This is a genomic window from bacterium, from assembly GCA_020444325.1.
Taxonomy (GTDB): Bacteria; Bacteroidota; Ignavibacteria; order SZUA-365; family SZUA-365; genus BM516.
Map to the genome: position 1 here is coordinate 96,588 of JAHLLD010000008.1, position 13,736 is coordinate 110,323.

General features: G+C 56.7%; 12 protein-coding genes. 2 read left to right on the forward strand and 10 right to left on the reverse strand.

Annotated elements, in window-relative coordinates:
- Positions 1–200: 200 nt before the first annotated feature.
- The 4 genes from KQI65_11705 to KQI65_11720 form a co-directional block, all read right to left on the reverse strand.
- The gene (locus KQI65_11705; GenBank protein MCB2205403.1) at positions 201–1,550 is read right to left on the reverse strand and encodes a hypothetical protein; all 1,350 of its coding nucleotides are present in this window, start codon (positions 1,548–1,550) and stop codon (positions 201–203) included.
- Positions 1,550–1,900, reverse strand: coding sequence for a hypothetical protein (locus KQI65_11710; protein ID MCB2205404.1), 351 nt, complete (start codon positions 1,898–1,900; stop codon positions 1,550–1,552). Before KQI65_11710 ends, KQI65_11705 begins: the two co-directional genes overlap by 1 nt.
- Positions 1,901–2,058: 158 nt before the next feature.
- Positions 2,059–3,429 carry a sigma-54 dependent transcriptional regulator gene (locus tag KQI65_11715; GenBank protein MCB2205405.1) on the reverse strand — a complete coding sequence of 457 codons (1,371 nt, stop codon included), beginning with the start codon at positions 3,427–3,429 and terminating at the stop codon, positions 2,059–2,061.
- Between the two features lie 56 nt (positions 3,430–3,485).
- A complete protein-coding gene (locus KQI65_11720) occupies positions 3,486–5,522 on the reverse strand; it encodes a PAS domain S-box protein (protein ID MCB2205406.1) in 2,037 nt (678 codons plus the stop codon).
- Positions 5,523–5,621: 99 nt separating this feature from the next.
- On the opposite strand from KQI65_11720, the gene KQI65_11725 reads away from it, so the two are divergent.
- Both KQI65_11725 and KQI65_11730 read left to right on the forward strand, forming a co-directional pair.
- Positions 5,622–7,232, forward strand: coding sequence for a hypothetical protein (locus KQI65_11725; protein ID MCB2205407.1), 1,611 nt, complete (start codon positions 5,622–5,624; stop codon positions 7,230–7,232).
- A 4-nt stretch (positions 7,233–7,236) separates the two neighbouring features.
- On the forward strand, positions 7,237–8,310 hold the full coding sequence (locus tag KQI65_11730; GenBank protein MCB2205408.1) for a glycosyltransferase family 4 protein: 1,074 nt from the start codon (positions 7,237–7,239) through the stop codon (positions 8,308–8,310).
- A 57-nt stretch (positions 8,311–8,367) separates the two neighbouring features.
- Here KQI65_11730 and KQI65_11735 read toward each other — a convergent pair whose 3' ends face one another.
- The 6 genes from KQI65_11735 to KQI65_11760 form a co-directional block, all read right to left on the reverse strand.
- Complete coding sequence (locus KQI65_11735) at positions 8,368–8,817, reverse strand: hypothetical protein (GenBank protein MCB2205409.1); 450 nt, start codon at positions 8,815–8,817, stop codon at positions 8,368–8,370.
- A gap of 87 nt (positions 8,818–8,904) precedes the next feature.
- Positions 8,905–10,071 carry a glycosyltransferase family 4 protein gene (locus KQI65_11740; protein MCB2205410.1) on the reverse strand — a complete coding sequence of 389 codons (1,167 nt, stop codon included), beginning with the start codon at positions 10,069–10,071 and terminating at the stop codon, positions 8,905–8,907.
- A 40-nt stretch (positions 10,072–10,111) separates the two neighbouring features.
- On the reverse strand, positions 10,112–10,777 hold the full coding sequence (locus tag KQI65_11745) for a hypothetical protein (protein MCB2205411.1): 666 nt from the start codon (positions 10,775–10,777) through the stop codon (positions 10,112–10,114).
- Positions 10,777–12,249, reverse strand: a complete 1,473-nt coding sequence (locus KQI65_11750; protein ID MCB2205412.1) for a hypothetical protein — start codon at positions 12,247–12,249, stop codon at positions 10,777–10,779. Before KQI65_11750 ends, KQI65_11745 begins: the two co-directional genes overlap by 1 nt.
- Positions 12,249–13,106, reverse strand: coding sequence for a hypothetical protein (locus KQI65_11755; GenBank protein MCB2205413.1), 858 nt, complete (start codon positions 13,104–13,106; stop codon positions 12,249–12,251). Before KQI65_11755 ends, KQI65_11750 begins: the two co-directional genes overlap by 1 nt.
- Positions 13,099–13,617: an RNA polymerase sigma factor gene (locus tag KQI65_11760; GenBank protein MCB2205414.1), complete on the reverse strand. Its 519-nt coding sequence runs from the start codon at positions 13,615–13,617 to the stop codon at positions 13,099–13,101. Before KQI65_11760 ends, KQI65_11755 begins: the two co-directional genes overlap by 8 nt.
- Positions 13,618–13,736 lie beyond the last annotated feature (119 nt).

Consider the following 13,736-nt stretch of genomic DNA (forward strand, 5'->3'; position numbering starts at 1 on the left):
GAAGCACACAACGAATTTTGGCAACTCTTATACAAGCTTTTTTTCACGATCATAGTTCCTGCGCGTCGCCGGTTTTTTCTTCCTTCGTTGCAGCCGTTCCGCGTGAAAAACAACGATCCGCTTCGATGGGAGCGGATCGCTGTTTTGCAATCTGAAATTCTGTTTCGCGAAACAACGTGAAGCCTCTCGGCCCAGAGAATTCAGAAATCCGTACTCAGTCCGAGGCTCACGGCATTACTTGCGTAGTCATAGTACGAGGTGTTCGACTGATTCCTGAGATACACATACCCGAGACTGAGGCGCAGGTCATTGAACATCAGCCATTCGCCGCCGAAACGTTTTTCGATGCGAAGCCAACCGCCGCTGCGATCATCTGTTCGCGAGGGCACGGTGGGATCGCTGTAGTCGAGTGTGGACGGGTAGTCGTACCGCTTCGCGAGGTAAAATGCCCCGGCCTGTACTCGGACCCCCCAGTTCAGCATCTTCGTCAACTTGAGGCTGACCTCACTGCTTTCATAGCTGTAGGGATCATCGAACAGTTCTTCCTCCCCGATAAAATCGACAGCGCCGCCTACGAAGGCACGTCCACGGTCCGTCAGATTGAATCGCTGGAGGAAACGCACACTCAGTCCGGTGGTCTCACCGAGCGATTGCCCGATATTGATCCACGCACGCAGCTGGCTGGTCGACGGCTCCTCGTACATGAGATATTCAACAGTTGATTCCATGCCGCCACGCTGGCCGTCGGTGTTCAGTCCCATTCTCCCACTTCCATTTCCATTGCCCATGCTGCCGCCGTTGCCTCCACTCCCGCTTCCTTCGCTGTCGCCACTTCCGTCACCGTTTCCACCACCATTCCCTCCGCCGTTGCCGCCACTGCCGGGACCATCACCTTCGATGGTCATGCCGGTACTTTCGCTGCCGAGAATTCCAGCACCGGTCGATGCTGCGAGGGTGTTCGAATAGGCGTTCCGGAGATAATTCTTGAAGCCGTAATCGGCCTGAATGCGAATGCTGGTTCGCGTCTCGAAAAACATCATCGTCCCCAGGGAGGCAGTATGTTCGAGGTAGCTCAGCTCTCCAAAATTGGGATAGTTGCGGTAACGTGCCTGATACGATGCGAGCAGGGGAATATCTCCGATAAGCTGCTGCTTCCATGTCAGCGAACCCAGCGCCTGAGAGTAATCATAGAGCACATAGTCGGCACCATCGATGCGGAAACCGCCGCTGGCGAGGAAGCGCAGGGAATTGTCGTCGTTCGCGCCATAGGTATGCGTGTAGCTGGCGGCCAGATTCTGCAATGTGTAGAGCCTTTCAGGGTACGCGGAGAAGCTGGAAACCATCCCACTGTAGTTGACGGCCCAGTCCGCGTCCTTCGGGAAATAGCCATACATGAGGGAGAGGTCAGTACTTGCGGATGACGTGGCGGAGTAATTGCGGAAGACATTGTCGTCGTAGCTGTTGTCCAGCGTGACTGTTCCGAGCCACTGTGCATGAAGTTGGGATGCTGACAGCAGCAGGACTGTCGTAATGAGGATGATATGACGCATTACTGGCCACCGCCTTTCTGCTGTCCACGACGGGCACCAGAGTGGACGCCGAGTCCGTTACAGCGCTCATCGTTGATGCCATCGCCATCGACATCGATGAAATGGTCACGACGGCGATTGCGAATCTGCTTGCGATTGGACTGCGATTCTTCCTGTCCTGCCTCCTCGCGTCGGTCGTTGATGCCGTCACCGTCCTCATCGACGAACTCTTCGCCACCAGACTGCCTGTTTTCGTTCTGTGACGTCTCCTGCTTCGCGTTGCCCTTCTTCGGCTGCTCCTGGGCGACTGCACTCGCAGCGAAAAGCGGGAGCAGAAGCAGCATGGCCGGGATAAGTATGTATGTTTTCATTGTTGCCTCTCGGGTGTATCGAACTACAGAAGTATAATTGCAACAACCATGCCAGCGGTGATTGCCGAATCGGACGTTTGTGAAGCTGTCAAATCCTGGAAACCTGCCGAAATCGACAAAATTGTCGATTTCGGCAGGCAAGGATTGTCGAAGCGGGGCTACTGTTTCTTGATTTTTGAGAGTTTATAGCGCAGGGTGCGCTCTGAAATGCCCAGGAGTTCGGCGGCGCGGACCTGATTCCCCCCGCTTTCTTCGAGCGCCTGCTCGATGAGCCGCTGTTCGAGTGCCTCGACTTTCTCGTTGAGATTTCCCAGCGTCAGCAGTTCGTCCTGCGAGGCTGCAGCGACAGTCCCGACACCCTGCATGCCCGGAGGAAGATCCCGCGTTGTCAGCGTTGTGTCACGCGACATGACAACTGCCCGCTGAATGATATTTTCCAGCTCCCGAACGTTACCCGGGAAATCGTAGCGCATGAGCGTATCCATGGCCTCAGAGGAGATGCTGTCGACGGATTTACCATTGATATCTGCGTATTTTTTTGTGAATTCGTGCACGAGCGGTGCGATATCACTGCGCCTGTCCCGCAGCGGAGGGAGGGTAATCGTCACGACATTGAGTCTGTAAAAGAGGTCCTCTCGAAATTCCCCGGCCAGCATCATTTCCTCCAGATTCCGGTTGGTCGCCGCAACGATGCGCACATCGAGTTCGAGGGTTTCCGTGCCACCGACACGTTCGATGTTGCCGAACTGCAGGGCGCGCAGTAGCTTGACCTGGATTGCGAGCGGAATGTCACCGACTTCGTCGATAAAGAGCGTGCCGCCATGCGCCTGTTCAAATTTGCCGATGCGCTGTTTTTCCGCCCCGGTAAAGGACCCTCTCTCGTGACCGAACAGTTCGCTCTCAAAGAGGCTTTCTGTGATCGCGGCACAATTGACAACGATGAACGGCGCGTCGCTTCTGGGACTGGCCTGATGGATGGCGCGGGCGATGAGCTCTTTTCCCGTACCGCTCTCTCCACGTACCAGCACGGATGCCTTGCTTGCGGCCACGCGTCCCGCGGTGTTGAGCACATCCTCCATTTCAGCGCTCTGTGATATGATGTTGCTGAACGAATATCTCTCCGCCAGCTGCTCCCGCAGCAGTTTGTTTTCCGATACCAGCAGCGTATGTTCACGCGCGCGTTCCATGATGAGGAGCAGTTCGTCGAGGTCGATCGGTTTCTGCACGTAGTCGAAGGCGCCATGTTTCATGATGCCCACCGCCGTCTCGACACTTCCGTACGCCGTGATCACGATGACCGGGATGAGGGGGTTGATCTCGCGTACATGCTGAAGGACATCGGCACCGGTCATGTCCGGCATTTTGTAGTCGGTTAGGACCAGATCCACATGATGGTCACGTACATGCTGTATGCCTGCAGTACCGCTTGGAGCGGTGGAAAGGTCGTATCCCTTTTTCCTGAGAAACCCTGCGATGGATTCCCGCTGCGCGGCTTCGTCGTCAATGACAAGTATGCTGAAGGTGTTCATTTTTCTCCTGCTGCGTTATACTCTCTCAACAGTATACAGCAATCACCATGCCGGAATTATTCTCCGGCAGGAAGTGTGATGTAAAAGGTGGTCCCTTCTCCTTCTCCACTCACGACGGAAATTTCTCCGTCATGCTCGGCGATGAGATGATGCACGATGCTCAGGCCGAGTCCGGTGCCGGTGGATTTTGTCGTGTAGTAGAGGTCGAAAATCTGGGACTGCTGCTTCTCGGAGATGCCAGGACCGGTGTCTGCGATCGACAGTGAGACGCAGCCGTTTTTCCTGCAGGCAACACACTTGATCTCGCCGCCGTCTTCCATGGCATCGATGGCATTCTGCAGGAGGTTGAGCAGAACCTGCTGCATTTTTTCACGGTCACACTGCAGCGCGAGTCCATCATCCACATACGCATTGATCCGGATGTCCCGCGCCATGGCCTGACTGCGTACCACATTAATACTGTTGTCGAAGAGCTCACTGGCAGGCACCAGGCTGAGTGACAGCTTTGTGGGACGCGCGAATTCGAGGAACTGTGTGATGATACCGTTGACACGCTGCACTTCGGATCGTACCGTGCGCGTAAGTTGCTCGAATTCCTCGACATCGTCGGCAGGACGAAACTCGGCCTGGAAGCGCTGCGCAATGATGCTGATTGCATTCAATGGATTGCGGATTTCGTGTGCGATACCCGCGGCCAGTTCTCCCATGGCGGTGAGCCTGTCACGGCGCTGCAGCTGTTCCTGTGCCCTGCGCTGCTCGGTGTTATCCCGTGCGATGGAGACGAGGGTTTCCGTCGCTCCAGCATCACTTCGAATAATTGAAGTACTCACCACAAGGAAGCGCTGGTCTCCATTGCTGTCAGCGAACTGTATCTCCCTGAATGGAATCGCAAGATTTCCCTGCAGCGTCTCGGCAAGCAGAAGCGTATCGGCAGGGAAAAGCGTTTCGTAACGGCTGCCTTCCGCAGTTTCGGTTTCGATGCCGAACAGCTGCACTGCCGCACTGTTGAACACCGTAACGCGCTGATCAGCATCGATGGCGATGACGGCATCCGCGATATTGTCGAGTACAAGCCCGGTGTATGTGGTAATGCGCCGGTGCGCTTCGCTCAATAGGGCGAAGCGCTTGCGGGTGAGGAGAAGGACGAGCAGAATCGCCGCAGTCACGAAAAATCCAACCGCGATAAATACCGTGCGCCGCATCGATCGCTGCTGAATATCACGAACGCGATCGAGTGAAAGTCCGATACGGGAGATCATCGGGTTGTCGAGATCAATGGACAGGCGCCGTACAATCTCGAAAACTTTGCTGCCATTGTAATCCCGGATGCGCGTAAATGCGCTGTCCGATTGCAGGGCGTGGCCGAGGAAGCGGTCTTCATCGATCGCCCGCATTTCCTGGATTCCCTTGCTCGCCGTGATGATGCCGTATGCATCCTGGAGCAGTACGTATGCGATGCCGCTTGTGGCACCGATGTCCTGCACCAGTTTCCCGATGCCGAGTTTCTTGCGGAGTTGCAGCAGCTTGTCGCTGGACAGTCCGAGCAGGATGGCACCGCCCCCTGTGCGTTCATGCGTAAACGCGAAAAGTGTGTCCCCCGTCCATGGCAGATAGCTGTTGTCATCCGCTGTCCAGGCATAGCTGCCATCAAGCACGGGAGCGAGGAGATCAGCGCTTTCACGCCTGGCATTCGCTTCTGATCGTGTTGCCGATTTCAGGGGTCGGTTTGATGCAGCTATCGAGCCGTTGGCATCGAACAGCAGAATCGCCGCGAGACCGAGGTCCTCCGCCTCTCTCTGCAGCTCCCGCGTGCCGGGTGTGCCATGCCGCTGCATTTCATCGATGAGCCTGGCGGAAATGCGCAGGCGCTGCAGCAGGGCGTTGTCGAGTTCATTCCCCGCGATAAGTGTGATCTCACTGCTCCGGTTGAGCGTCTCTGTCAGCAGCAGCGCTTCGTCACGCACGTTACTGATAAGCTCTTCACGCGTTTGCGTGACCTCGATGTACACGAACGTGCTCACCAGCAAGGCGAGGAGAAGGAGTCCACCCAGCAGCAGACGGGATCGTGGAGGAAGTAAGGACGAAATTTTCATGTGCACGCTGTTTTGCCACATATTACGATCTCAGGAAGGAAAATGCATATACCGTGCCGGATTTTCTTTTGATGGGATAGGAAGCAGCAAATTGTTAACATGCGAAAAACGAATGCCATGAAGCTTTCCTACAGAAATCGAACCCTGCTTGCGCTTTTCCTGCTGTGCGTTATCGCGGTCAGCGTGATGCTGCTGCCTGTCCGGCAGTCGGCAACGCTTCCAGCCGTTGACGACCTGAGCATGTACCTGGTGATGCTCGATCGCTTCGAGGATGGGGACCCGGCGAACAACAACGCCAATGGAATATCAGATGCGCGGAATCCGCTGGCGGTGCAGGGTGGTGATCTGCGCGGCGTTGAACAGCGCTTGCCCTACCTCGACAGCCTCGGTGTGAATGCGCTATGGATCACTCCCGTGCAGCAGAACATCCCGGGCGCTTTTCACGGGTACTGGATTCAACATTTCAAGCGTATCGATCCGCGCCTGGGAAGTATGGAAGATCTGCGGCGCCTGATCAACCGCGCGCATGCACGTGGAATGCGTGTCTATCTCGATGTGGTCTGCAATCATACTGCTCCACTCATCGGGACGAAGGAGGGAGGCTGGAAATGGAATGACGATGGATATACGCTGGCATGGAACGACAGCAGCAGGATGCCCACACCGAAAGCGTTGCAGGATCTGAGCTTGTATCACAACTACGGGGAGATTCCCCGTTATGAGTTTCCGTATCAGGTGCTCGGGGAGTTGCCAGGGGGACTCGACGACTTCCGTACCGAGGATCCGCGCGTGCTGGCGATCATGATCGATATATGGACGTGGTGGATGGAGCAGACGGGCTGCGATGGATTTCGCGTCGATACAGTCAAGCATGTGGACCTCCCGTTCTGGTACGCCTGGCTCGAAGCCATTCGGCGGAATGCGCGCAGCCGTGGGAAACGGGATTTCTTCGTATTCGGAGAAGTGTTCAGTACGAGCGACTCACTCTGTGCGGTGTACACGCAGCCCGATGCAGACGGTCACCCCGGATTCGACGCAGTCTATAATTTCAGTCTCGCGGAAGGATTGCGGGATGCGCTCGGACGTAATCTAGGAACTTTCCGTCTGCGCCTCGCCTTCGACGACCTGTCGCTCTATCATACGGATGCACGATCGAAGCTTCTGAATTTCATAGATAATCATGACATGGACCGCTTCCTTTCACTTCCCGATGCGACACCTGAGCGGTTGACGCATGCGTTGACCTTCCTCTACGGCCTCGAGGGAATTCCTCTTCTCTATTATGGAACGGAGCAGGGCTTTTCAGGTGGGACAGGGAAGGACTGGAAAAACCGGGAATCCATGTTTGCCGGGGGATGGAAAGGCACGGCGCCGGCAGGGGACTGTTTTCAGACAGGTGGACGCCTGTATCGGCACATCGCTGCACTGAATCGTCTGCGTGCTCGATACCCTGTACTCCGACGCGGGAGTATGCACCGGTATGCAGGGGCGTTGCCGGAAGAACTGCTGGTCGCCGAGCGCAGACTGCAACTGCAGCGGGCCTACGTGCTTCTCAATGCCGGACCGCGGAAGCTGACAGTGACGCTGCCCACTGAGCAGGCTATGATGGCCTGGGGTGACCTTCCGTTTCGTCAGCAGGACGACAGCGTGACGGTTGAACTCGCTGCATTCGGTACTGGCATCCTCCTCCCTCGAGCAGCAGCGAGGTAACCGCATGCCGACCCCACCCACACGTACCGTGCTTCACCTTGTCAACCGCCTCGATGGTGGAGGTGTGCTGCGGCATGTGCTTGATCTCGCTGACGGACTCACCACCTTCGGCTATGAAAGCAGGGTTGCGGCATGGGTACCGGAGCAAGCGCCGCTGCTGAACGATCCCAGGTTCTGCTTCCTGCCGCTGTATAATCGCACAGGCAGTCGCAAGCGTGCGATTGGCGCGTTGCGTGCCATGTCCCGGCTGCGGCAGCTTGTCGCACAGGAAAACATCTCCATTCTGCACACCCACAGCCGCTATGCGCTGCTTCTCGGACAACGCATCGCCGCGATGCGACCGCATGTGTATACGCTGCACAATCTCTTCGATGACGAACGCGCCGCTGCACTCATTCCCCGCAGCGTCATCGTTCCTTCTTCAGCGCTGACTGCATTGATCCCAACCCGGATGAAGGACGGCAGCGCACGCATGGTGCATGTGATTCCTCACGGCATCGATATCCCTGGAGATTGGCACCGCAGGGAGCGCAGCAGCAGGGTGTTTGCCTGGATCGGCCGCATCGAGGAGGGGAAAGGGCTCGAAATTGTCATTGAGGCGATGCGCATTCTTCGCTCCCGCGGACTGGAAGATGTGCGCCTGGAGGTATACGGCAGCGGGAGTCAGCGTGGTGCGATGGAGAATCAGGTGAAGGAGGAGGGACTTGCTGCCTTCGTGCGTTTTTATGGCTGGACGAAGGCTCCGCTCAACCGGAGTGACGGTGTGGATGTGCTCATTTTTTCTTCGCTTGCGCTGGACGCACTCGGTTATGTCAATCTTGACGCGATGGCTCGGGGTCTCCCTGTAATCGCGAGTGACCTCCCGTCGGTCGACGATCTCGTACTGCATGAAAAAACAGGGTTGCGCTATGCGCGGAGGAATGCACAGGCACTGGCAGATGCCATGCAATTTGCGGTACGGCATCCTGAACGGATGCTGGCTTACGGGGAAGCCGCTCGTGAACATGTCACCACGCATTATTCGATGCAGGGAATGCTCACGCGAACTGCAGCTGTATATGAGAGTCTGCTGCAATAAAAAAGCCCCGGTACGGATACCGGGGCTATAACAGGAAATACCTGTATCGAAATTCGTTTATTCTTCACCGGGAATCGGCCGGTTCATGCTGCGGTAGATATCCTCGATCTGGGCGATTTCCACCTGTGCCTTTTCGTTGTCCGGATCGAGTTCCAGTGCGTGCTTGTACTCAATCAGTGCGCGGTGGTATTTCCCTTCTCGCGGGGAGACGGAGCTCTCGTATGTCATATAATCCGCGTAGGCCATGTGCGCTTCGATGAGCTCGATCTGATTTTCGGCGTTGTCTTCTTCCTTCACGGCGGCTTCAGCAGCCGAGAGCCGGTCGGCGTATTTCTGTATGTCAGGATCGATGGCAATCAGAGCTTCGTCGGAGACATCACGTTTTGCAGGCGCGGGATGCTCCATGGCTTCCTTGACCATTGCCTTGCCGTCCGTTTTCTCCTCCTCCTGCTTGGAACAACCGGTGGCAATGAGCACGACGGCGGCCAGGAGAATGATTCTTTTCATGGTACCTCTATTCGATTTGTTATGAGACAAGAGTGTAATACAGTAATATCCGGTCTCTGCGAGAAAACATCAAGTGCCGGGTATTCATTATGAGGCAGGGTTGTCAGAGGTTGTGGCGTGTTCCGAAGCTCCACCGATTGTCGCGTAGAGCTTCTCATAGGCACTGCACTGCGCGTAATGACTGAATGCCTTGTTTGCATGCGTTCGTGCTGCGACGCCCAGCCGCAACTGCTCATCGGGGTTTCCGAGCAGTCGTGCAAGCGCTTCTGACAGTGCCTGTGGGTCACGGGGTGGCACAAGCAGTCCACTCATGCCGTGTTGCAGAATTTCCGGCGTTCCTCCGCTGTCGGATCCAACGACAGGGAGTCCCGCGGCCATGGCTTCTATCGTTACCATCCCATAGGTTTCTGAAAGCGAGGTGAGCGCGAAGACGTCCATTGCGGCATACGCCGGAACGACGCTTGAAGCGAAGCCGGCGAACGTAACCGCGTCGGCAATAGCGAGTTTCGCAGCGAGGTCGCGCAGCATGCTTCCGTACTCCTGGGATTCCGCTCGGGTGTCCTCTCCGACAATCAGCAACTGCACTTCCGTGCCCTGTTCGCGAAGCAGTGCGGCGGCACGGAAAAGGAATTCCTGTCCTTTGCCTCTATCCAATCTCCCCACGGTACCCACGACCGGAACGTCCGTTTTCAATCCATATTGCTTTCGGGCCATATCACCATCAGGCATGGCTTTGAACTGCGTGAGGTCAATACCGAATGGAATGATGTGAATTCTGTCTGGATGAATGGTGGTGTTTTCCCGGGTCTGCTCAGCGAGCGAGGGGAGCGGTGCGACCCAGGCGGAGAGCCTGGCATGCTGGAGGCGGTGAAGCAGGTCGGTCTTTGTCCCTCCAAACTGCATGTGCTGGACATGCACGAGCTTCAGTGCATCCCGGCTCAGTGCGCGGGTGAGGATGCCGAGATTGAGGTCGCGGGTCGTGTTCAGCTGGAGGATGTCGAGCTGATGCTCACGAAGCGTGTGCAGGAGGCGTCGTGCCGCGCCGAGATCACCGTATTTGCGTGGCGTGCCCAGCGCAAAAGCGGGTATCTCTTCATCCTGTGCGATCTGCAGCATTGGCGAGCCGCTGCTTCCGATGATGAGAACGCGATGCCCGCGCGCGCGCATCCAACGGGCGAAGCGGAGCACGTTGAGCTCTATGCCACCGAGCGAATGCGTGGTGCAGAGTAAGCCGATACCGTATACTGCAGACATTCCGCAATATCGTGATTCTCATGAACGGGGGAAAGGGGCATCAGCGTTTCAGATGCCAGCCAACGGTGTGATACTGCTCATCCTCAATATCGACGCGCAGGATGCATACGCCGGGAACGATGTACAGTACTTCGACGAGGCGGTTATTAAGCGCCACCTCGTAGCGGTTGCACAGCAATTCAATGCCAGTGGTCAGCATGGGAACGACAAGGTTGACGTCCGTCAGGCGTGTCGCGAATTCCGCACCGTTATACTGTGCCCAGGTTTCATCAGGTTGCGCCGGGTAGGGCAGGTGGAAGGAGAGCATAGGCTTTGAGTTGAGGCGAAGCGTATCATCAGGATCCCCGGGCTGATAAAAGCCGAGTCCGGCACTGTCCTGCGCGAGCAGCATGGGAAATGCCCGCTTCGTTGTGCCCGCGGGACCGAGCAGGGTGCCATAACGCAGCAGGTAGTAGTTCATATTCTGGAAGGTCAGCTTGCGCATGAGCGCACCGATAGCGGAGCTGTTCGGCCTGGAGCGTGTTGTAACGACGTAAATCCAGAGATTCCCGTCTTCGAGAGGAAGCAGTTGATCCGGTCCCGTCGGCACGACCACGGGATCATTGCTCTCAGGAGACTTCAGCGGGGGATCGGAAGGGAAATCACATGCCGTCAGCAGCAGAACGGCTGCAAATATCATGGACGCAATGTACCTGTATGTCATCATCAGAATGCCACCTGCACGCCGTAATGAATACCGAACTTGGAGCTGACGTCGCTCTGCATGTGGAGAAGCACCGCGGGAGCGGCGTAGACATTTACGTTGCGAAACACCTGGTAGCGTGCACCGAATGCCGCTTCCACGACCGGCGCGGAATCGGAGAACGCCGCGGAGGTCTGCAGGAAGGGCTGAAGCATGGCGCTGCCGATGTTCCAGCGCAGATAGGGTCCGACATATCCATATGTGTAGCCCACAACGCCACCATAATCCGAAATACGTGCGACGTCCACATCGTCGCCGGGCGTTTCGTGGAAGGCATCCTGACCGACGACGACGCCGAGTTCGAGGCTGCTGGAAACGCGGTACCCGAGACGGAAGACGACATGCGTAAACATGTTGCGGAGTCCCCGCGCATTGTCCTGCGGGAACTGGTAGGCGATGCCACTTTCTGTTGAAAGGACAAAGTTATGAGACCCATCGCGCCGCAGCATGGTGATGGATTCCGGTTTCCAGGAATCCGCTTCGCGGCTTTTGATCAATGTGTGTTCGCTGTTGTACAATGTCGTACCTTCATCATCCCTTGCCACGAGCGTCGCCGTATAGCTGTCATCGGGCAGATCCTCCGCATCCCAGATCACATCGTAGGTCCCGGGTTTGCGCTGGCCTTCATCCAGCACACGTTCTTCGCCCTGTACGTGGATGGTCAGCCGCACCATGCTTGTCCGCGGGACGGCGTAGGTCAGCTGGGCCCTGTCATTGAACGGCTGCGGATAGCTTCCGGGAAGACTGAATTGATGCGGCGTCTCCAGTGTAATGAGCACGCCTTCGCGGAGGCGCTCAGGGACGGCGGGTTCGCCGCCGGGCAGCGTACTGTCCCACGACGGCAGATCAAATTTCAAGGGAAGATTCCCGTCGAGCTCGACCGAGCGGGAAAAGACTTCGCTGCTATGGAGTTCAAGGCGGTTGCCTGTTTCCCGTACAACCGCACGCTCGAGGAAAATCGTGGCGTTTAACCTGCCATCGACATAGCGCTGCGGAATCAGTGCGACACGAAGCATGTAGCGATAGCCTTCAGGAAGCATCGCCAGTTCTTCGCCGCTCTCTCCGGGACGAGGCAGATCGACGAGAATACCACCGGTGAAATAGGATGTGGCCGCATCGTCGGGCGACACCGGTCGTGTGCCGACCTGGTGTTTTGAGGCAGTGGAAATGGCTCCCATCGCACCGTGCAGGTGCATGTCGATCGGTCCACGCCGGTAGACGATATCTTCACCGTCGAGGCGGCGCAGGTATTCCACCGTACAGCCGAGTTTCGGCAGGCGTTCGTCGAGCGAAGCCTGTGCGATTGCCGAATTCACCTCCCGCTGGAAAATGTCTTCTTCACCGCTGCGAAGGGTGTACGGCGTGATGTCCTGTGCCTGCAGGAGGGAACCTGAAAACAGCAGCAGACCAAGTATGAAGGGAATCGACTGTTTCATTACTGTGATATTCTATCCGCGCTCGTCAGTTGTACGGAAGCGACGGTGACGAGCATTGCACTGTACTGGTCGAGATAATTCTCGGTTTTTTCATGCGGAGTGAGCGTCTCGACGGGACGCGCATCCGCAAAGTATTCACCACTGTCGCCGTTGTTGTTTCTGTCTTCGGGCGTGACCGAGGGACGCTCTTCAGGATGCAGCTTGTTCGCGGGCGGTGTATCCACCTCGCCATGGTCCGCGCCGGTCCCGTTTCCCGCCATCGCAGGAGAGGACGCGGGTGTCGCAGGTCGCTGCTCCGTTGTCGAAACTGTTTGCGGCTGCTGCACTGAACTGGGAGCAGGGTTGTCATTGCGCGCAATGTACACTTCGCGCGTAACCTCACGCAACTGCGTGACAGTATCCTTCTTGATGATGTACATCGTGTCGGTGAGCCGGGCGACCGGACTGCCGCTGATCGGCAGTGTTGTTTCGGGTCCGGGGAGAAGCAGCAGCACCAGCGCCGCAGCTGCAGCGGCTGTCGCCACGCCTGTGCCGAAGAGATGGACAAGTCGGAATCGGCGGGGCGCCGGCGCAGGTGCCGCTGCGGGAACAGCGGTGGACGAAGTGTCGGTGTCCTCGGCGGCGGAATTGTCAACCGCCAGGGATGCAATGCGACTGTTCAGCGCTTCATGCAATGTGGGAGGGACGGTGACATCGTCACGCAATTTCCGCAGCTTCAGTGACAGAATCAGATGCTGTCGAAGCTGCTCGGCGACTTCCGGATCGCGTTTGCAGGCGTCGAATAACTCCCGTTCCTGTTCGGCCGTGCTGCCACGGTGCAAATAGGCGGTGATCAGTTCCTGGATGCGCTCATTCATAATCATTCAATATCGGTTCGAGAATCTTATGCAATTTCTGTTTTGCCCGGTGGATGCGCACTTTCACGTTGGAGAGGCTTGCACCGGTAATTTCCGCGATTTCCTTCATCGAAAATCCTTCAAATTCCGCCAGCAGCAGTGCTTCCCGGTAATCGTCCGGCAGCTGATCCAGAGCCCGGTGGAGATGTTCTGCCTCGTTGCGCTCCACCGCGCCATCACCGGTGACCAGAAAACGTTCCGCATTATCAATCGGCACTGAGCGTTTGTCGCTGCGCTGACGCGATTTCAGATTGTTCAGGCATTCGTTGCGCGCGATGCGGAAAAGCCAGTTTGCTTCCTTTCCTTCCTCGCGCAGTGTATGCAGCGACTGATACGCCTTCACAAACACCTCCTGATACACGTCATTGGCCAGATCCCGGTCACTGAGAACGTAAATGCAATAGGCGAGTATGCGCTTGTCGTAAAGCGCGTATAATTCGTTAAAACGCTGTCGCCGTTCGCGTTCGTTCATCTGTATTCCGGGGAAGCGCGTTCATGTCAGTTGTCCAGTTTACAGGCCGGGCTTTTATGTACTTGACCTGTCAGAAAACTGACAATCCGCATCCTGCGATGGTTACAGGGGAATTGGAA